The sequence below is a fragment of the Enterobacter asburiae genome, assembly GCF_001521715.1.
GTDB classification, from domain to species: Bacteria; Pseudomonadota; Gammaproteobacteria; order Enterobacterales; family Enterobacteriaceae; genus Enterobacter; species Enterobacter asburiae.
Genome location: NZ_CP011863.1, coordinates 1,856,676 through 1,874,408 on the forward strand (window position 1 = coordinate 1,856,676; position 17,733 = coordinate 1,874,408).

Annotated in this window: 27 protein-coding genes; all 27 read right to left on the bottom strand. The window is 54.6% G+C overall.

The window, feature by feature from the left end; all coding sequences use genetic code 11:
• Nucleotides 1-20: 20 nt before the first annotated feature.
• The 27 genes from ACJ69_RS09080 to ACJ69_RS09190 all read right to left on the bottom strand — a co-directional run bounded on the left by ACJ69_RS09080 (nucleotide 21) and on the right by ACJ69_RS09190 (nucleotide 17,733).
• Nucleotides 21-1,943 (bottom strand): phage tail tape measure protein, encoded by a 1,923-nt coding sequence (locus ACJ69_RS09080; RefSeq protein ID WP_059346928.1) that lies wholly within the window; start codon nucleotides 1,941-1,943, stop codon nucleotides 21-23.
• An 84-nt stretch (nucleotides 1,944-2,027) separates the two neighbouring features.
• Entirely contained in the window at nucleotides 2,028-2,354 is a 327-nt protein-coding gene (locus ACJ69_RS09085) for a phage tail assembly protein (protein ID WP_054829591.1), read from the bottom strand.
• Nucleotides 2,351-2,707 (bottom strand): phage tail tube protein, encoded by a 357-nt coding sequence (locus tag ACJ69_RS09090; protein ID WP_054829592.1) that lies wholly within the window; start codon nucleotides 2,705-2,707, stop codon nucleotides 2,351-2,353. Before ACJ69_RS09090 ends, ACJ69_RS09085 begins: the two co-directional genes overlap by 4 nt.
• Nucleotides 2,707-4,221: a phage tail sheath subtilisin-like domain-containing protein gene (locus tag ACJ69_RS09095; protein ID WP_059346929.1), complete on the bottom strand. Its 1,515-nt coding sequence runs from the start codon at nucleotides 4,219-4,221 to the stop codon at nucleotides 2,707-2,709. The genes ACJ69_RS09090 and ACJ69_RS09095 overlap by 1 nt, the downstream gene beginning before the upstream one ends.
• A complete protein-coding gene (locus tag ACJ69_RS24025) occupies nucleotides 4,205-4,375 on the bottom strand; it encodes a DUF2635 domain-containing protein (protein ID WP_071886554.1) in 171 nt (56 codons plus the stop codon). Before ACJ69_RS24025 ends, ACJ69_RS09095 begins: the two co-directional genes overlap by 17 nt.
• 3 nt (nucleotides 4,376-4,378) lie before the next feature.
• The gene (locus ACJ69_RS09100; protein WP_054829593.1) at nucleotides 4,379-4,939 is read right to left on the bottom strand and encodes a phage tail terminator protein; all 561 of its coding nucleotides are present in this window, start codon (nucleotides 4,937-4,939) and stop codon (nucleotides 4,379-4,381) included.
• The gene (locus ACJ69_RS09105) at nucleotides 4,936-5,448 is read right to left on the bottom strand and encodes a hypothetical protein (protein ID WP_059346930.1); all 513 of its coding nucleotides are present in this window, start codon (nucleotides 5,446-5,448) and stop codon (nucleotides 4,936-4,938) included. Before ACJ69_RS09105 ends, ACJ69_RS09100 begins: the two co-directional genes overlap by 4 nt.
• Nucleotides 5,420-5,824 carry a phage head closure protein gene (locus ACJ69_RS09110; RefSeq protein ID WP_054829595.1) on the bottom strand — a complete coding sequence of 135 codons (405 nt, stop codon included), beginning with the start codon at nucleotides 5,822-5,824 and terminating at the stop codon, nucleotides 5,420-5,422. Before ACJ69_RS09110 ends, ACJ69_RS09105 begins: the two co-directional genes overlap by 29 nt.
• On the bottom strand, nucleotides 5,821-6,144 hold the full coding sequence (locus ACJ69_RS09115; RefSeq protein WP_054829596.1) for a head-tail connector protein: 324 nt from the start codon (nucleotides 6,142-6,144) through the stop codon (nucleotides 5,821-5,823). The genes ACJ69_RS09110 and ACJ69_RS09115 overlap by 4 nt, the downstream gene beginning before the upstream one ends.
• Before the next feature lie 79 nt (nucleotides 6,145-6,223).
• Entirely contained in the window at nucleotides 6,224-7,453 is a 1,230-nt protein-coding gene (locus ACJ69_RS09120; RefSeq protein ID WP_059346931.1) for a phage major capsid protein, read from the bottom strand.
• A 9-nt stretch (nucleotides 7,454-7,462) separates the two neighbouring features.
• A complete protein-coding gene (locus tag ACJ69_RS09125) occupies nucleotides 7,463-8,065 on the bottom strand; it encodes an HK97 family phage prohead protease (RefSeq protein WP_059346932.1) in 603 nt (200 codons plus the stop codon).
• Complete coding sequence (locus ACJ69_RS09130; protein ID WP_059346933.1) at nucleotides 8,058-9,275, bottom strand: phage portal protein; 1,218 nt, start codon at nucleotides 9,273-9,275, stop codon at nucleotides 8,058-8,060. Before ACJ69_RS09130 ends, ACJ69_RS09125 begins: the two co-directional genes overlap by 8 nt.
• On the bottom strand, nucleotides 9,269-9,427 hold the full coding sequence (locus ACJ69_RS25475; protein ID WP_167347075.1) for a hypothetical protein: 159 nt from the start codon (nucleotides 9,425-9,427) through the stop codon (nucleotides 9,269-9,271). The genes ACJ69_RS09130 and ACJ69_RS25475 overlap by 7 nt, the downstream gene beginning before the upstream one ends.
• A complete protein-coding gene (locus ACJ69_RS09135) occupies nucleotides 9,424-11,154 on the bottom strand; it encodes a terminase large subunit (protein ID WP_059346934.1) in 1,731 nt (576 codons plus the stop codon). The genes ACJ69_RS25475 and ACJ69_RS09135 overlap by 4 nt, the downstream gene beginning before the upstream one ends.
• On the bottom strand, nucleotides 11,154-11,591 hold the full coding sequence (locus tag ACJ69_RS09140; RefSeq protein WP_059346935.1) for a phage terminase small subunit P27 family: 438 nt from the start codon (nucleotides 11,589-11,591) through the stop codon (nucleotides 11,154-11,156). The genes ACJ69_RS09135 and ACJ69_RS09140 overlap by 1 nt, the downstream gene beginning before the upstream one ends.
• A 108-nt stretch (nucleotides 11,592-11,699) precedes the next feature.
• Nucleotides 11,700-12,068 carry an HNH endonuclease gene (locus tag ACJ69_RS24030; protein ID WP_071886555.1) on the bottom strand — a complete coding sequence of 123 codons (369 nt, stop codon included), beginning with the start codon at nucleotides 12,066-12,068 and terminating at the stop codon, nucleotides 11,700-11,702.
• Nucleotides 12,049-12,699 carry a class I SAM-dependent methyltransferase gene (locus ACJ69_RS09145; protein WP_054829597.1) on the bottom strand — a complete coding sequence of 217 codons (651 nt, stop codon included), beginning with the start codon at nucleotides 12,697-12,699 and terminating at the stop codon, nucleotides 12,049-12,051. The genes ACJ69_RS24030 and ACJ69_RS09145 overlap by 20 nt, the downstream gene beginning before the upstream one ends.
• Nucleotides 12,680-13,546 (bottom strand): glycosyltransferase family 9 protein, encoded by an 867-nt coding sequence (locus ACJ69_RS09150; RefSeq protein ID WP_059346936.1) that lies wholly within the window; start codon nucleotides 13,544-13,546, stop codon nucleotides 12,680-12,682. The genes ACJ69_RS09145 and ACJ69_RS09150 overlap by 20 nt, the downstream gene beginning before the upstream one ends.
• A 7-nt stretch (nucleotides 13,547-13,553) precedes the next feature.
• Complete coding sequence (locus ACJ69_RS24035) at nucleotides 13,554-14,093, bottom strand: hypothetical protein (RefSeq protein ID WP_071886557.1); 540 nt, start codon at nucleotides 14,091-14,093, stop codon at nucleotides 13,554-13,556.
• A 72-nt stretch (nucleotides 14,094-14,165) separates the two neighbouring features.
• Nucleotides 14,166-14,576, bottom strand: a complete 411-nt coding sequence (gene gvpU, locus ACJ69_RS09155) for a gas vesicle accessory protein GvpU (RefSeq protein ID WP_059346937.1) — start codon at nucleotides 14,574-14,576, stop codon at nucleotides 14,166-14,168.
• Between the two features lie 106 nt (nucleotides 14,577-14,682).
• A complete protein-coding gene (locus ACJ69_RS25700) occupies nucleotides 14,683-14,874 on the bottom strand; it encodes a hypothetical protein (RefSeq protein ID WP_054829602.1) in 192 nt (63 codons plus the stop codon).
• Nucleotides 14,825-15,088: a hypothetical protein gene (locus ACJ69_RS09165; protein WP_054829627.1), complete on the bottom strand. Its 264-nt coding sequence runs from the start codon at nucleotides 15,086-15,088 to the stop codon at nucleotides 14,825-14,827. Before ACJ69_RS09165 ends, ACJ69_RS25700 begins: the two co-directional genes overlap by 50 nt.
• Nucleotides 15,089-15,110: 22 nt before the next feature.
• Nucleotides 15,111-15,740: a glycoside hydrolase family 19 protein gene (locus ACJ69_RS09170; protein WP_054829603.1), complete on the bottom strand. Its 630-nt coding sequence runs from the start codon at nucleotides 15,738-15,740 to the stop codon at nucleotides 15,111-15,113.
• A complete protein-coding gene (locus ACJ69_RS09175; RefSeq protein WP_081051427.1) occupies nucleotides 15,737-16,033 on the bottom strand; it encodes a phage holin family protein in 297 nt (98 codons plus the stop codon). The genes ACJ69_RS09170 and ACJ69_RS09175 overlap by 4 nt, the downstream gene beginning before the upstream one ends.
• Nucleotides 16,030-16,434, bottom strand: a complete 405-nt coding sequence (locus ACJ69_RS09180) for a putative holin (protein WP_054829604.1) — start codon at nucleotides 16,432-16,434, stop codon at nucleotides 16,030-16,032. Before ACJ69_RS09180 ends, ACJ69_RS09175 begins: the two co-directional genes overlap by 4 nt.
• Nucleotides 16,435-16,765: 331 nt before the next feature.
• Nucleotides 16,766-17,380, bottom strand: coding sequence for a hypothetical protein (locus ACJ69_RS09185; protein WP_054829605.1), 615 nt, complete (start codon nucleotides 17,378-17,380; stop codon nucleotides 16,766-16,768).
• Nucleotides 17,377-17,733 carry a RusA family crossover junction endodeoxyribonuclease gene (locus tag ACJ69_RS09190; RefSeq protein WP_059346938.1) on the bottom strand — a complete coding sequence of 119 codons (357 nt, stop codon included), beginning with the start codon at nucleotides 17,731-17,733 and terminating at the stop codon, nucleotides 17,377-17,379. The genes ACJ69_RS09185 and ACJ69_RS09190 overlap by 4 nt, the downstream gene beginning before the upstream one ends.

Consider the following 17,733-nt stretch of genomic DNA (forward strand, 5'->3'; position numbering starts at 1 on the left):
GAAAACCCGCCGAAGCGGGTTTAACGTGGTGTGCGGAATGGTGAATAACCGACATCGTGAGTCACATCCATCATCGGATTTCCCGATTTCGGGATATCCAGCACTCTCATGCCTGGAGGAGCATTATCAAATGTCACTTTCAACTCACTGCGTTGTGCAGCTGGCGCAGCTGCACGATCAAGAACTGGTCCCTGACGCAGTAACGGTGAAGATAGCGAAAAATTATCCCTTGTCGTCTGCCCTGTCAGCATGTCACGCTGCTGGACCTGCTGCTTATTGTTATACCAGCCCCCGGCGTTCCAGCGATTTTTCAGTGACTGCCAGAATGAATCGGTATGGTCGGCTTCCTTCGCTGCATCGGCTATCTCTTTAAGCTGCTCAAACATGTAGATCGCAACAGCAATCTGAACGGTGGTCGCCCCCAGCGTGGCGATTTTCCCCAGCACACCGGAAAGCTGTGTTGCTAAGGTCAGGGCGGTGCGCAGCGTACCCAGCGTTTTAACCGTGAATACGCCTGTCATATACAGGCCAACACCGCCCAGAACAGTTTCCCAGCCGCCAAACGCCTGGGCAACTTTATCCACTTCAACCCATGCCGCCTTTATCACCGGGGCAACATCATCCCAGTTCTGGATAATCAGCATAGCGCCCGCCGCCAGCGCACTTATCGCCAGTTTGGCCGGTGAAAGGTTGATCACCGTATTCAGTATTTTTATTGCACGCGATAACACGCCGATAGAAACGCCAACACCCAGCAGCGCCGCGCCGAATTTAGCAGCCGACTGTACCAGCTCAGGATTCGCGCGAACGAATGTCCGGAGCTGTTCCAGATAAGGCATGACCGCTTTCGCGGCTTCGTTAATGGCGGGCAGGAAGGTATCACCCAGCGTCACCGAGATCGCATTCACACTGTTTTTCAGCAGAACCAGCTGGTTTTCTGTCGTGGCCGCGCGTGATGCGTATTCCTTCTGCATCGAGCCGCCATATTCCTGGGCATCTGCCACGCGGGTAAAATTGGTACGTAACAGATCCAGGTTAGTCAGCAGCGGGGCAATTGCACTCAATGACTCTTTGCCAAACAGCGCGTTCATGACGGCGGCCTGCTTCGCTTTAGGTACTTTTGCGAGCGAGTCCAGTACCTTCAGCATCGCGCCGCGTGCATCCTTCTGCATATCCTCAGCAAGTTTACGTGGGTTTAGCTTCAGGAAAGCCAGCGCATCCTTCTGTGACTTTGTTGCCGAGTTGCCAGCAGTAAGTGAGAGCATGAAGTTTTTGATGCCGGTAGAAGCAATTTCAGATTCAACACCCATACCGGCGATGGTCGCGCCCATTGCTGCAATTTCACCGGAGGCCACACCCGCGACACTACCGAGCGGCCCGATCCTCGTGACGATATCAGAAATTTTCTTCGCGTTAGCCGGACCGGTATTTCCCAGATAGTTGATCTTATCGGCAAGAACAACCACATCATCCTGCGTCAGTTTGAATGCCGTTCGCCATTGCGCCATCATCTGGCCTGACTCTTCGGCTGTGGTGTCAAACGCCACTCCCATTTTCACGGCATCGTTGGCGAACTGCATCAGGTCGCTGCGCGCGATCCCCGCCTGGCCACCTGCCGCAACAATCTCTGCGATCCCCTCTGCCGCCATCGGTAACTGCGTGGACAGCGTCAGGATATCGTCACTCATCTGCGCAAAGGCTTTTTTATCATCGAGGCCGTCAACCACCTTGCGGATATCAGCCATTTTTGACTCAAAGCCCATCGCGGAATTCACCGGAAGCGCCAGCGCGCCGAGAATGGCGGTACCCGCAGCCGCAGCCCCCAGCGCCAGACTGCCCATTTCCTTCTGGAATCCCTTAAGCTCGCGCTGCATCCCTTTCATCGGCCCGGTCAGCTGGTCAACGGCGGTGATGATTGCCTTTAACTGGAAACTGTCAGCCATTTTTTACTTCCTCGTTGATGCGGACGGCCTCTGCTTCCAGTTCAAGGAAGTCTGAAATGGCCGTCCGCCGAAGCTCAAGGGGGTTTAATTTCCAGAACCAGGCGACGTTGTAGAGTCGTCGCCTGAGGTTTGATCCGTCTCCGATTGGGTAAAAAAATTCAGGATCAGCATGCAGGTTTTGAAGATGTCCAGCTTTGCCAACTGCGCGGCAGACGAACGGGGGATCCCCGCCAGCACCGGGATATACTTCAGCGCCACGGCACTATCCAGCTTTAACCCTCCGTCGCCGGACACGGTAAACGGGAAGCCTATACTCTCAATTTCGTCGTAAGTGGGCTCGCGCAGCTCCAGCACGTGCAGTTTTTCGTTATGGGCAGTAATCGGCTTTTTCAGAACCAGTTCAGTTGTCATTGATAAAATCCTTCTTCACCGTGGAATTCCAGATCCACCGTGCCCTCTTCGGGGTTATGGTTTGCCTCGCCGTGCAGCCAGGCATTCGACAGAACATAAACCTGCCCGTTCGCCAGCTCAGAGGTGATGGTCATGTTGTCTGAGGTGGTGATTTTGTTCACCGGGAAGTTTTTCGGCACCTTCGCCGTCACCTTCGTATAGGGCGCGCGGTGCGTTTCTTTATAATCGACATCACCAGCCAGGCCGATCACGTCATCACGTACGCGGGTGTTCATCGGCACCTCGATCCCGCCGGTGATGGACAGCTGCTGTCCGTCGATTTTGAAATAAGTGGTACCCGCAATCTTTGCCATTATGCGGCCTCCTCGTTGTATTGCAGACGGAACTGGTTAAGGACAGCGAACACGCGCAGCTGGTTGACGTAATCCGGCGGGAACAGCACATCCAGACGGTTCGGGTCATTCGCGTTACGTTCGACAATCAGGTATTGCTGGAAGAGGTCGAAGTTTTCAACGATGCCCTCACGCTCCAGCTGTCGATAAACTGCCCCCAGCTCACCCCGGATGACTGACGGCGTAACAATCGCCTGGCCGGGACCAAATCGGGTGCCGTCATTCGCCAGCTTGTGGCGACCGTATTTGCTGGTGATCACCGACTTCAGGCGTCGCAGAACGTAAGCACTGGTATGCAGCGTTTCGCTGTCCAGATAGCTGTTATCCGCCACGCCGTAAGCATTTTTCCGGTAGGTGGTGATGTCGCGCTGAATGCGCAAAATGCCGGATTCGGTATACGCCGTCGCAATACCATGCGTCAGCAATGACTGCTGCTCCGTGATGGTAAAGCGCTTTCCGGTTGGCGCAGGGAGAGCCCCTGTCAGTTCACCGGTCTGCGTCGGGCGCGCCGGGTCATTGCGCAAAAACACAGCCTGACGCGCCAGACGATATGCCACCAGCTCATCCACCGGCGTCTGCACATCCTTTTCATAACCCGCGATAGTGATGTGCTGATAATTAAACGTATCGCCATAGGCGACCAGCTCGGACAATGAACCGGTTCGGGCCGTATACACGTGGCCGTACAGCTGGCGAATGTAACTCCAGCGCCCGGAACTGTCGTTCATTTCTGTCGCCATCAGCTGCAGCGAGGCGCTGTCGCTGAACGGCAGGCCAATATAATCAAACGGCTCGTCACCCATCGCGGCGATGGTTGCTGATAAATCAGGATCACCGGCACCGCCGCTCATTTTCCCGATTTGTACGCTTAAGCCTGCAGGTACTTCTTCGCCGCTGGCCGTGCCGTAATAATTCAGCGTCAGAGGAATGCTGTTGCCGCCGGTACCGCTATTAACAGCAGTGAGCTCAAGCGTTCCCTGCGCAGGTCCTGCCGAGGTCATTTTATACTGAGCGGTGACCGGCAGATCCTGATTGCCGTTAATGGCAGCCAGCAGCGCCTGCGCTGCATCCGCGCCGGTGTCTTTAGCGGCCACGGTAATCTGTACACGGGTGGTACCGATATACAGGTTGACCGCCCCCGCATCTGTTGCCGTGCCTGAGAAGGTGATCGTGCCGGTTGCCGCCTGCCCGCTGTCAGGCACAGCGATAACCCACAATTCGCCGAACGGGTCAACACGGCGATAGGCTTCCACCATGCGCGCCAGCTGGCTGCCACGGCCTGCCATTTTCTTCGCCAGGTCTTTCGACGGCATGATGACCAGCTGGTTAACGGGCATTTCAGCGTCAGACAATGCCATGCCAATCAGCAGGGATGGCGCGCTGTCCTGTGCCGTATTGGCGGCGCTGTTGTCCATTTCGGCATAAAACAGCGGTACCCGGTTATCAGCCGGGATGTAATTAAAGCTTACTGTCATCTTTAGCCCCTTTTGGTTGAATTACTTCGATTTCGCCAGCGGCTTTCCGGCGGAACCAGTACGCGGACGCTTCGACGTTTCGCCCTTTTTCCGGCAAAACATCACCACGGGCAGGATCCGGAACGGACTGCCCTTTGACGGGTTTCACAAACATGAATTAATCCTGAAAGGTTATTTCGGTGTGGTGCTCAATGTTGCCGTCTGGCCCGGTACCGGGTTCGATAAAATCAACATCTATACTGAGCGTTTTAAGGTCGGGTAATGCGTCCAGGTCGTCCTGCTGGCGGGTGTCCTCTTCGGTGATTTCATACTTCACCGTGAAGTCAAACTGGTAATAGAGTTCGTGGCGGTTCAGATCCAGCAGCATCCCACCGGCGTACTGAATTTCATGCGCCTGAGGGTCAGGCTCCCAGCCCAACAGCGCTTTCCAGATAAGCTGCCTGACGTCATGAACGGCGTCATACGCTGCCCACTGCCCTTTTTCATCCCGTTCGTTGCTGAGCACGACGATGACGGAAAAACCCTCCGTCAGATCCTGCCAGTAGTCCGTCTGCGACTTCTGCTCGCCAGTGACGTCTTCAGATGGCACGACATACGCAGCTGGCAGCCTGAGCTTTCCGGCTTCGGGGATCGCTTTAAACTGCGCGGCGCCGCCAACACGGTCTTCAAACAGCGGACATCGGGCGCGCAGCGCCGCAATAATCGGGGTTAGTTTCATTTTTTCTTCCTGCGTTGAGGCCGGAGGGATTTACGCAGCTCGCGGGAAAGCACGTAACGTGTCCAGCTGCGGCGTTTTTCCAGCACCTCCGTCATGTAGTTGTTACGCGGTGCAACGCGCCAGCCGCTGCCTCCCGAAGCGCCGCGATGATGCCCTTTCTTACGCTTCGCGCCACGGCGAACACCGTAAAACAGGAAGGCAGGGTAAAACGCGCCGTTGATATGGCGGTTGCCCTCCCCGTTCTTCTGGTTCGGTGCAATCTTTACCATGAGCCCAGGACGCTTTTTAGAAGCGCGGGGCACGTAATAACCGATTGAGCGCGCCAGCTGCCCCGTCCGGTATGAGGGGTTTTCGCCAGGCTTCGAGCGACCACGTTTCATTACCAGCCGCCGGGCATCGCGCATGTGAACCTGACCGATTTTGACGAACGCCCGTCGCATCCTCGCCCGGTTAAAGACCAGCTCGTCCGGCTGTTCGAAATCAACGTGTAAAAATGCTGTCTGCGGCATAGTCACTCCCGCTGTCGGTACCCAGCTCTTCGCACTCAAGCAACAGGAAACGGCGTTTACTGTTCAGGTCACGGACGCGTTTGACCCGATAAGAAATATCGTCGTGAACCACTTCATGATCGGCTGTAATGCCGCGGCGAAAACGGATGGTGAAATAATGGGTCACCTTATTTTCAACCTGCACAGACCCCTGATACGCTGCCGCGCCGGGTTGTGCCTTTTTGGCCCACGTCCGGATCTGCTCCGGATAAGTAGGTGACACGCCAAAATCATCCGCTGGCACATCGACGCGCCGCCGGATAATGATTCGCTGGTCCAGTTCGCCCGGGTCGGGCAAAAGGTATGTGGCGCTGGCCTGCGCCTGCCTGAGTTTCATAGCGGGATATACCTGTATGGACCGACGAGCCAGTTAAAGCTCATCGGCAGTTCGACTTTCTCCACTTCGGTGACGGTTGAGCGGTTCTCGTAGAAGTGCGTCAGCAACAGCAGCATCCCCATCCTGATGTCATCCGAGAGAATAAGCCCCTCAGGATCGTCGGCTGGCACCCCCGCCTCCGCCGCATAAAGTTTCCGGTTCAGAAAATTTTCTGTCCGGGCCTGAACCGCCCGCCCCAGCAGCTCAAGAAACTTGTCTTCATCGGTGTAATCCTCATCCAGCCTGAGCTGAGCTTTAATTTCCTCAGGAGAAAGCAACATAGGATCCTCCTGCGCCCGCCAGATGGCGGGCACAAAAAAACCGCTTAACGCGGCATGGTTTCTTCAGTGATGGATTTTATTAGCTGCTTGCAGAGCCCTTGCCCACCAGCGCTTTAATGGCAGAGGTGTCTTCCAGGATGCAGTCAAAGCGATGGAATGCCAGGAAGCCTGTCTGGTCGAATTCTGCGTAACGCTCCACCAGGCGTTTCAGGATCATGTAACGAACACGGCGGATGATGAAGCGATCGAAGTCGCCGCAGAACATGAATTTTTTACCCGCGCCGATATCGTCAATTTCCTGGTCGATGACATACGGAACATTAAGAACTGACGCTGGCGCCACGCCGACGATATCCGGCAGCCAGAGCGGGCGTCCCTGACCGTCTTCCATCTCGCTGATGAGTTTCAGCGTGTTGTCATTGAACGCCAGGCGGAACTTCGGCCCGCGGCGATACGCCGGATCAATGCTGTGTTTCAGCGCAAGAATTTCCTGCCATTTCACAGCGGTGGCGGCGGCCGTCTGAGTGGTGCCGGTTACGGAGGCTTTCAGCCCCTTCGGCTGTTTTGGCGTGCCGGTGCCGGTACCCTGAATGAGATAACGTGCTTCACCGCGTCCAATACGCTCTGCGATACGGCGGGCAAGATAGGCTTCCATGTCGATCGCACTGTCCTGCAGCAGCTCGTTGGACACACGGATGATTTTGGACGTCATTTTCACCGCGCCCAGGGAGTCCATTCCAAACTCGGTATCTTCTTCACCAGCTTCTTCGTTCTCACCCAGCAGCACGCCCATTTCAGCGGTACCGTCAGCGGTTGCCCACTCCATAGTGCGACCGTCGGAAGTCGTCAGGATTTGCGCCACGCTGGCAATACCGCCATAAGCTTTCATCTGCTCAACGACTTTCGCCAGGAAGGTATCAGGCACGGTATAACCGCCCTTCTCATCTGGCGCCACGCCCTGCGCGCGCAGCTCACGCAAAGCCTTGCGCTCTTCTGAACTCAGTTCGCTGGCACCGTGACGCATCCATTTATCAAAGATCTGACCGCGCTTTTCGTCCTGCAGCGTATTTTTATCAGGATCCTGATTATTGCGCTGCTCTTCCTCGTTTTCATCAACATAGGTCTGGTCCTGGCGGCGCAGCTCCTCTTCGCGGGCAATGCGCTCATCGAGGGCTTCCAGCTCTGACTTCGCTTTATTCCACTCGGTGCGCTGCTCTTCCGTCCATGCGTTATCGCCGATTTTTTCATTCAGCGCGCGCATATCGGTCGCGATGGTATTACGTTTTTGTTTCAGTTCATGCAATTTCATGGTTTTTCCTTACGCGTTAAGAAGGGTCAGGACGCGCTCACGCGCCATTCGTTGGTTAATGGCTTTCTGCAGCGCGCCACTGTCGCGCGCCTCCTGCCAGGCTTTCATTGAGCGGACGGCGGAATCCGCCTCCTGGTACGCCGGATATGTCACAGGGCTGACATCCAGCAGACGGGAAAAACGGGTAATTTCACGAATTACCACGCCTTCCTCGTCCTGGTACCACTCCTCTCCGTCGCGGGCGACGCGAAAAGCAAAAGAGGACTGGTTAATATCGCCGCGCTGCATTGGTGCCAGCACCAGATCGCGGATTGTCTGGGTTTCTGGCGCGGTGATGTCGTAACGCAGACCGCGTTCATCCACCGTCAGTGCAAGCGTGCCCGCGCAGGTGCGCCCCAGAATAAAATTTGGATCATGGTTAAACAGTGCCCGGACATCGTCCTGAAGCACATCATCAAACGCACCGCGCCGGATGATTTCGCGAAACGAACCGAAAATCAGTTCGGAACGGCTGTCAAAAACCGAACCGTACCCGATGATCCGGCTGGGTTCGCTGTCGTGCGTTTCAGCGCGCACTTCGCCGCTGTAACAGCGAATTTCTCGTTCACTCATCTTGAGTGTTCTCCTGGGTAGTTGATTTGGCTGGCTGGGAGGCGTTGACGCTGACGAGCATTTCATCGAGGCCGTCTTTCGGGTTCATGTCCTCAAACGCGCGAGCCTCGTTGCGGCTCATCCAGCCATCGGTGATGGCGTAGTGATAGAACTCAGCACGCTCTTTTGCGGTGCCGCGCAGCAAACCGGCCAGATTAAATCGCACGTAATAACCGGCTGCCCGTTCGGCGCGGGTGAATAACCTGCGGTTAAGCTCCTGCTCCCAGTTCGTCACCCACGGCATCATCGTGTAGCGGACAAACTGAATCGCCTGCTCGGAAATATTGGAGAAAGTGGCTTTTTCGAGGTCGTTGATCATGTGTGCCGGCACGTTGAAAATACCGGCAATCATCGAGCGGTTGAGCTTCATCATATCGATGAGCTGGGCATCAACCGGAGAGACTGTCAGCGCCTTATAGTCAAGGTCGGCCGGTAGCAGCATGGTTTTATTTTCCTTGCTGCGAAGCATCGCTGTAGCCTTTTGCCACTGATCTTTCAGCCATCCCCAGCTATCTTTATTCAGCGGACCTTTCACTGACACAATCCCGGCAGGACGAGCATTTCCGCTGAAAAAACTTTCCGTGTACTTCTGCCCGCTCATGCCCATTCCGATGGTTTCAGCATGCTGAAGTACCGGGCTGAGCCCCATTTTCTGATCGTTACCCAGCGCCCTGACGTGGATCATGTCGTCAGGATTGATGGCGAAGGAGCCCTCTTCGTTATAAACGCCGTAGGTATAGCGCCCGCCGGTGTTGAGCAGCGTTGTTTCCCATGGCATACAGGCTTCGAGACCGGTCACTTCACCGGTCCGGCGGTGTCGAATTACCCGCGTGTAGCCATTCCCCCAGCCCAGAATGTGCCGCTGTTTCAGCTCGCGCCACTTATAGCTGGTCTGCCAGGCGTTCGGCTCGTCGTGAACCAGATAAAACGCCGGATGATCGCGGGCGGCCTCGACCTTCTTTCCGGTGCGCCGCATGACGTGCAGCGGCATCTGCGCAACGTTGGACGAAATAACGTAGATACAGGCGTACACCGCAGCCAGTTTCATCGCCGTCCGGGGATTAACAATCACGTCACCGTTAAAAATCCCGTCATTTTCGGCTGATTCAACGGTGAGCGGTACCGCGGGGTTTTCCAGAGAGTTACTTCGAAAAATGGCATCAATCAGCATGACTTTATTCTCCTGGCGGCCAGCAGCGCCCACAGCAGCAGACCGCTACCGCCAGCCATGAGAGCAACCGCCACGCCAAATTTGAGGTAAACGCCTCCCACCAGCGCGCCGAAGCCTGCCAGCCCGGACACATCGATAATTAGTGATTTCACAGGAATAACAGTTCCTCATCAGGATCGAGGTTAGAAAGGAAGTCTTTCGGCTCATTCAGCATTGCGCGGCCAACACCCATCATCAGGCCAACTGCACCATCGATTTTGTTGCCTGCGCCCTCTTTTACCGGGCGAACAACATCATCACTACCCGGTAAATATTTGCCGACCACGTTTGATATGCACCAGGTCATCAGCGGATTGCCGTCGTGATGGAAGCGGCCAGCAGCGATCGCAGCCTCAATCTCCCTCATCGGGTCGCTCATGTTGGTGTAGTTCTGGGTAATGGTGACGGGCTCCAGCCCTTCATCCTGCAACATGTGAGAAAGGCCGGTTGCGCCATAGGGGTCAATCGGGCTCGCCGCTATTTTCACGGTTTCACGTAATTTCAGGATCGCTTCGTAAATAAGGCGGTAATCCACTTCTGCACCGTCGGATGGAACCAGCACGCCCTGATTAACAAAGGACTGGTATCGGTCGGCGATCGTTTTCAGCGCCGGGTCCGTGGCGTAGACAGTGTCTTCCGGCACCCAGAACAGAGGCGAAACGCAGTAATAATGGCTTACTCCGTCGATTTCCCGGCGGAACACCGGCACCACCGCGTTGAGGTCGAGTTTTGATGCCAGGTCGATGCCGAGATAACACTCTTCCCCCGCAAAATCGGACAGTTTGAGCGTTTTGTCTGCCGCGGCCATCCACTTCTGCAGGTTGTAGAATGCCGCTTTAGAGCTCACCCATTTATTAAAATGCTTGGTGAGTATTTTGTTGGTCTGGCTGGGCGTGGACATCGCCAGCAGCTGCTTGGCCTTGAGGAATCCCTCTTTCACCGAAATGTTGTAATTCGGGTTGGCCTTTTTCAGCGCTTCCGGCTGCGTCCAGTCGTCATCATCGTCCAGGGTATAGATGATCCCGAAAATTGCCTCGTTTTCACCACCTTCTCTGATGCGCTCCAGTATCTCGACCACCTGCGTGCGCTTCTCATAGCATGGCGAAGCAATATCGAAACCCGCCGTGGTGATGATAAGCGTGATTGGCTGTTCCCTTGCCCCCATCCCGGTTGTCATCGTGGTATAGAGCGCATCAGTATCATGCTCATGATACTCGTCGATGATGGCGCAGGAGGGTGAATCACCGTCGCCGGGGTCACCGATAACGGGCGCGAACAGGGAGCCGTCCGGGCGTGTCATCTTCTTCGCCCAGGGTTTGATGCTGAACTTCTGGCGCAGGGCCGGAAGCTTTTTCACCATCGCCAGTGCAGGCGCAAAGACTTTCCAGGCCTGTTTTTCCGTCGTGGCGCCGCAGTAAACTTCCGCTGCGTACTCGCCATCGGCACAGAACATATAATTCCCGACGGCCGCAGCGATCGCCGATTTACCGTTTTTACGTGGCACCTCAATGTAAATCTCAGTGAACCGACGAAAGCCGGTATCCTTGCGCACCCAGCCAAACGGCACGCCCAGCGCAAATTTCTGCCAGGGCTCAAAATCTATGCGCAGCTTCCGGCGAGCCCACTCCCCGGATGTGTGCGGCATTTTCTGGGAAAAGCGGAGGAAACGTTCTGCTTTATTTTTATCGAAGCGGTAAGGCCAGCGTGGATCTTTGGCGCGTTCCAGGTCGTCCAGATGTCGCTGACAGGCAAGAATGGTTAACCGGCAGGCCAGTATCTTCCCGTTCACGACGTCCCGCGCATACTGGTTCGCCGCATTGACGTTCGGATATGTAGCCATCAGTCAAACTCATCAAATTCATTCCCTTCATCGTCCGGATCATTTTTACCGCTGGTCATTCTTATGCGGCTGAGCGGGTCTAACCCGAGAAGGGAACCCAGACGGGCGAGCTGTGAAACGGAGTCATTACGGACATTGACTGCCGGGTGTTTTTTCTCACCCCCCATTTCACTTGATACGGTCAGGCCGTCTTTCGCGATGACTTTTTCGGCCTCAACCATCAGGTGAAATGCATTGCAGTACGCCAGGAGTAGCGGCGCGTCTTCGAGATCAAAAACGCCGCGTTCGATTAAAATTTTGCTCTGCGTTTTCCAGATGCGGATCGCGATGTCGCTCATTAACTCATCCGGCGGCGCGATCCTTGTCAGTTTGCTCTTCAGGTTTGAGGGCAAATTGCGCTTACGGCCACCACCGGAAGATCGTACAGCAGTACCCATCAAAACCTCCAATTCAATAGGCGGAACCTTCCGGAAAAAAGTTTCTTATTTTGGGCGCGTAAAAATTCGATGAGGCGGGCAGTCCGGAGGGGCAAAGGCTGGCGAGATTTACCCTCCCCCCCGCCTGCCTGACAGGCGCTCTCGCGCTGTCTTCGCCCGATGGCATGGGGTACACAGGCTTTCAAGGTTGTCGTCACTGTCGCTGCCTCCGTGCGCCAGCGGCAACCTGTGGTCTACGCTGGTTGCCTCAGTTATTGCGCCACGACGCAAACACTCCTGGCATAACCCCCGGTCTCTTTTGAGAATGCGGAGACGGGTCTTATCCCATGACGCACCATAGCCGCGCTGATGACGTGATACTCCGGGCTTGTACTGTCGCCAGCCCTCGCCCCGGTGGTCATCGCAGTATCCGCTGCGGTCCGTTGTGGTCTGCCTGCAACCTCGCTTACGACACGCCTTAGGCGTTCTCGGTGGCATGGCTAACTCTCCGGAATGCATAGCTGCTGATGCCGTCACGCCCAAGCATGCTCTCAATGGTGTTGTGCTCAGCACATACAAAACCCTGCACGACAAACCAACGCCGGATGCCTTCATCTGTGAAATACCAGATGTGCTCATCTTTGCGGTAATGCCGGGACGTAAGGATATGTTCTGCATTTTTGAAGACAGGCAGAGACACAAACACCCACAGACCGGCACGCGCCACAGCTGCTTCTGGATCGTCGATGTGTTCCAGCGAATCCCAGAACGTCAGCGCAGGGAAATCACCATCGGGGAAATAAGGGTCGTAAAGGTTCGCCCAGCGTCCACCAGCTTTAAGCCAGGCTATCCCTTCAGGATTAACGTCATAGCCCCATGTATCAGGCCGTGTCTCCACGAACTGACCAGACCCGATCCCCACATCAAGCACTTTGCCCTGATGATGGCGGGCCACCAGCTGTATACGTGCTGCATTCAGCTGAATCCCCATACTGGTCTGCGCCATCTGCCGATACTTTGCAAAATAACTTGCGTCGTATGGCCGCTCTGGTGGTACCGGGAAACGGCCAATGCCCAGCTCGGGCAGCCAGACAAGGCCGTTTTGCATTTCATGTGAGAACAATGTCATGTAACCAGCCTTTGAATTTATCGAGGAAACCGGTGATGTGCTTACTGCAGTCGTGTTGCATGCTCCCGCACATGCAGTAATCATCGGGTTGTGCCCAACCGACGCGGGAAAGATCCATTTCTGGATCGGTAACGATATGCGGGGCATTGTGGGCACCACACCCGCCCTGAATGATGAAAACCGGCGTTTTGTAACAGATGGCCGCAGGCAGCGCCCAGCCAACCCCGGACACCACGACGGCGGCATGTTCCACCAGCGCCAGCATTTCCGTCAGCGACAGCTCGCCTTTATGCAGATAGAGATCAGCCTCTGGATGTTCTCCCACCAGCCACTCTTCCCCCTCTTCAAGGTCAGCCAGGCTCACAACGTAAAAATGTTTACGCAGCTCACGTGCGGCATCTGCCAGGTATTTGGGGTCAGGATTTCGCGCCGGATTCGCCCACTCTTTGCGAACGGTCGCCGGACGGATGACTGCAACAGGCTTATCAACCTGCACCGGCGATTCACCGAATGACGGCAGATCAAACACGCTGGCCATCTTGCCGAACTGCCAGGTCATGGCATCGATGATGGAGCCCTTTCTCAGTTCGTCGGGACTATAAAAAATCGTCAGAATCTCTGACGGCCGCGGCGGCTCCTGCACAAACGCCACACCCGTTTGCTCTTCGTTTTTCCGCTGCGTCCTGAGCGAAGTATTCGAGCGAACAAAATTAATATCGAGATCGCAATAAAGTTCCGGCCAGGGTGTTCGCAGATACGCGCCGGGGAACTGGCGCACAAACGCCCGCTGGTAAATAGAGTCACCAAGCCCGTACATCCCGCGGATGCAGACCTTTCGTCTTTTCATAAATTTCCTACAGAGAAAGTGCAGTCTCGAGAGACTGTCGGGGGAAGCAGGTAAGCCGCGTAAAGCGGGAACAGTTAATTATCTCGACACCACCAGCAGCAGCGCGGAGACGGGAAAATTCATCCTGCCAGCGCGCTACGCTGAATTTGTCCGGATTGGACAACAGAGCATGGTTGCCGTGCCAGTGGGTGCCGTTACGTATTGAGCAGTCATAGCCCAGCAACAAAACGCGGCTTGCTCCAAGGTGGATCGCCAGCTCAATGGCGCGCTGACCAGAATTAAACGAGCCTGGGATTGCAGACGGTAGCCAGTTAATCCCGAATCGCCGGGCCGTGAATTCATCGCCACACCACCGGGAAGCCTCTGATGTTATCCCTGCGCCGTATTCTTCCCACCAGCAACAATCTGATGCGTAGATATGCTGGCATGAAGGAATAGCGCTCCACGAACTGTTCACAGCAATAATTGGCAGGCCGGAGTTGCGGGCATGGGCGCAATCATCTGAAGTCAGCGACGGGCCGCTGGCGACACAAATGAACGTTTTCATTAGGTTAATGGGGTGGCGGTGAAAGGTAGTAATTGATAAAGGAAAAACCGCCTGTCGAGGCGGTTAGTTAATTTATTCGAATTGAGATCCACCTAAAAAGTAACCGTCAACCTCTTCTATTTTCAGACGAAGACAAGCTCCTTTCATACTCCCCATCTGACCGTCGCCTTTGAGGAAAGATACCTTTATAAGATTCATAAAACTCGGCTCTGAATACTCGGTTTTTTCAACGTCAAATTTTTTGGCCCTTTCCTTAAAGTATTCAGCGATCGATGCACCAATATCTCCTGATAACTGCAGGTCATCACTTACTTGGGTGTAATACTTTTTATTAGAGACGAGCATGCCTGACACCAAAAGACCTTTGACCAGCAGGGTAATACCGATATCAATATTCGCTCTTTCAACAACATTTACTAAATACTCTAAGTCTTGGTCATAAATTGAGCGAGATATCACTTCATGACTGATTTGTTGTTCCATTTTTTATCCCCTTAGTTAAAAACAGCGAATCCATTCTAAGGCCAATGGAGGACATCTTCATCAGTCTTCTTTGACTCTTGTGCACAAAACGAAATAAAAAAACCAGCTACTGCGAGGCTATGGATTCTTTCTGGCAGTTTGCCTGCCACGCTTTGTTATGCGCCAGGATGTCTTTCTTCGTCTGGCGGTCCAGCACGTCAATATCGTGGTTTGTCAGATAGATAATCCGGGTCCACAGGCAGCCCGTATCAACTACTACCGGGGCGGGTGAAGTTTTCGCGCAGCTCGCGATCAACATCGTTATCAGGCATGTGATTAACAGTCTGCTGTACATTGCTGGCCTCTTTAGTGACTTCCGCTTTACGTTCCGCCGCAGCAACAGTCGCCGCTGCATTCTCTTCGGTGCGCTGCTGTTTGGCTTTTGCCTCTGCCTTTCCGCTGCCGCGAATATTGCCAGCAACAAACCCGCTGAATGCGACGGCCACCAGCGCAGCAATACCGCCCAAAATCATTTCGATGATGCTCATAGCCACCTCAGACCAGCACGGATTTAGCCAGATTAAACAGTGCGCGGCGTTGCTCCAGCCCGTTTCGGCCGCCGTTGATTAGCAGCGTAACGCGCTCAACATCGCCGGAGTGGAGCAGGCAGCCGCGGGAAGCATAGAACCACGCAGCTGACCGCGCGGCGTTTTCGTCCACCTCCAGCAATTCAGGCTGCGTTACCAAATCCAGCTTCAGCGCCTGACCGCAGCTGCGGTAGTTGCTCAGCCCGGTGATTTGCTTTAGCCCGCGCCCGCGATATTTCCAGCCGTCTCCCGCTACCTGATTACCCAGATTCTTTTTCCCCCACTCGCCACCGTAAACAAGATTGGCGATCGCTTTCTGGTTGGCCGGTTGCGTTGCCGTTCTGCCGAGGGCGGCGGCCTGCTGGGGTGTGATGCGGTGCCTGCCAAATTTGGGCACTAAGTTTTCAGCCGCATAATTCAGATTTTCCACCAGCCGGGTAAAGCCCGTGGACTCATGCCCCATCTGTGCGATAAACATGGCCTGGTCAAGCGGTGCGGTAATACCGTATTCCCGAATAACCTTGTCTATCTGCGGAAACCAGCGCGCAGCCAGCCCGGCGCTGATACCTGCCGCCTTTTGAAATTGTGTTTGGTTCACGTTGTGCTCTCTCCAGTAATACGAGCGATGTTGCCGCCCGCACGCCAGACCGCGACGCAGACAACAACGTTAATGAGGATTTCACCGTAATCGACCTGCACATAATCGCCGTGCCAGATACGGAAAGCCGTGTACGCAGGAGCCAGAATCAGCCCATAGGCCAGAAGCTCCATTATTCTGCGGCGGCGCATACTGCGCTTTCGGAAGAACATCAGGCGAAAAGAAATCATGATGCAGGCCAGTGCGTTAAGGTGAAGCAGCAGCCATGGAAAGTTCTGCATTAGCCACGTCATTCTTCCCCCTTCAGACCGGGTAAGTTTCCGGTCCGTGAACGCTTGAGCACCCTGAGCAGGACAGTCACAGAAACAGTGGATGCCGCCAGCGCCCCAATCGCAGGTGAAACTTTTATGCTGACAGGAGGGCTAAGCTGATTTAGTCCGGCGTTGATAAGGGCGGCAATAATCTCTGAAGCAGTACCGGCACAGTAAACGCCACCGATGAAAGAAATCAGCGCAAAAATAATCTGCTTCCAGATTTTATGGTCCTCAGAACTGAGGATATACAGTGCCGCCCCAGCGAGGGAGCAGACCATAACAGCAGGCGTAGCCTCTGGAAAAAGCGTGGCGAATGTAACTCCGGTTGTGCCAGCAGCCACGCCCGCCGTTACCGTTGCAGTTATTGGTTCTGCGGACATTGAGCCCCCTCTTATTGCTGTGAATCCTCTCAGAAAATTTGAGGGGAAATAAAAAAGGCCGCCGGATGGCAGCCCATAAAGAAGATATTTGGATTGAATTAATCAGGTGAGATCGGCGATATGACAGGGGTACTGGTGCAATGCACCTTCGCGAATACCCCTGTCGTATCGCCGGATAACAAAAAACCCCGGCTGGCGGGGTTTAGAGTTTTTTCAAATTGTCGCTTTACATCGCTGCCATCGTGGAGCAGCTCTGCCAAGCATGAATGGATTATCTGATTTTCTGGCCCGTTTTCAACATCATTCCGAATAAATAGCATTTTTTGCTAACTCAGATCTGATCATGAACCTCTTTCAGGCTGGTCCTCGCCGACAGAAAAACCTTTGCCCTGAATATCTCCAGGCACCAGCGCACGCGCTTTCTGGCTTCCGATTCGGTTAGCCACGGGGCCAGGCCTTGCAGTTCCCTGGTGATGTCAGAGATTTTTTTCCTGGTGGTGTAATACTGGCGGCCAACGATGTAAACCGGATCCTTCAGGTCGAACGCCTGCAGCACTACGCCCTCCATAAATTCACCGTCATCACTACTTATAGCCTCGTCAATAATGCTGGTCGGCGGCTCCGGCCAAAGAATGGCGCGCGCCCGTTTCATTGCCAGCTCACCGCGAAATCCTTCTTCTCTCGCCTGGTTCAGCGCTGCAGTAAACCTCTCAAGGGCTTTGTCTGACCAGTTCTTTCCTCTGATTACGTTCCAGCATGAGTGCCCGCATGGTTTCGCCGGTGCTGTGCCACCGCGTACGCATTCACCCCACACTGTAAGCAGAGATTTTATCCAGCCGGACTGAACATCATTCAGGAGAATACTTTTTCCCAGCCAGCTCTTACGTGGTGCCATTGCTGTTTTTCCCAGCCCTTCAAGATACTGGCGTTTCTGGCGTGGCGTCATTTCATATCCTCGATAATTATCATTCCGGTTTCGCCCCATATTTTTGATGTCCGGGCGTCCCAAATGTGGGAGTCATCCTCAAACAAGGCGTCCAACAGAGATTTTGTTAAGTTGTCCAGATCGGGCTTTTGCTGGTGTGGCTGGCCGTCCATAGACGCGCGCTTTTTCTTGCTCCAGCTCTGGGGCATCGGCAAAACGAAGGTGATATGGGCGCCGTTCTCCGGCACCCGGATTCCATGCAGGCGGGCTTCATCGCAAAACATGCGATAACGCATCACCGGCGCGCGCTGCTTCCACTTATCAGCGCGGGTCATGCGGGGTTTTCCCACTGGGGTGATGATGTATTTAGGCAC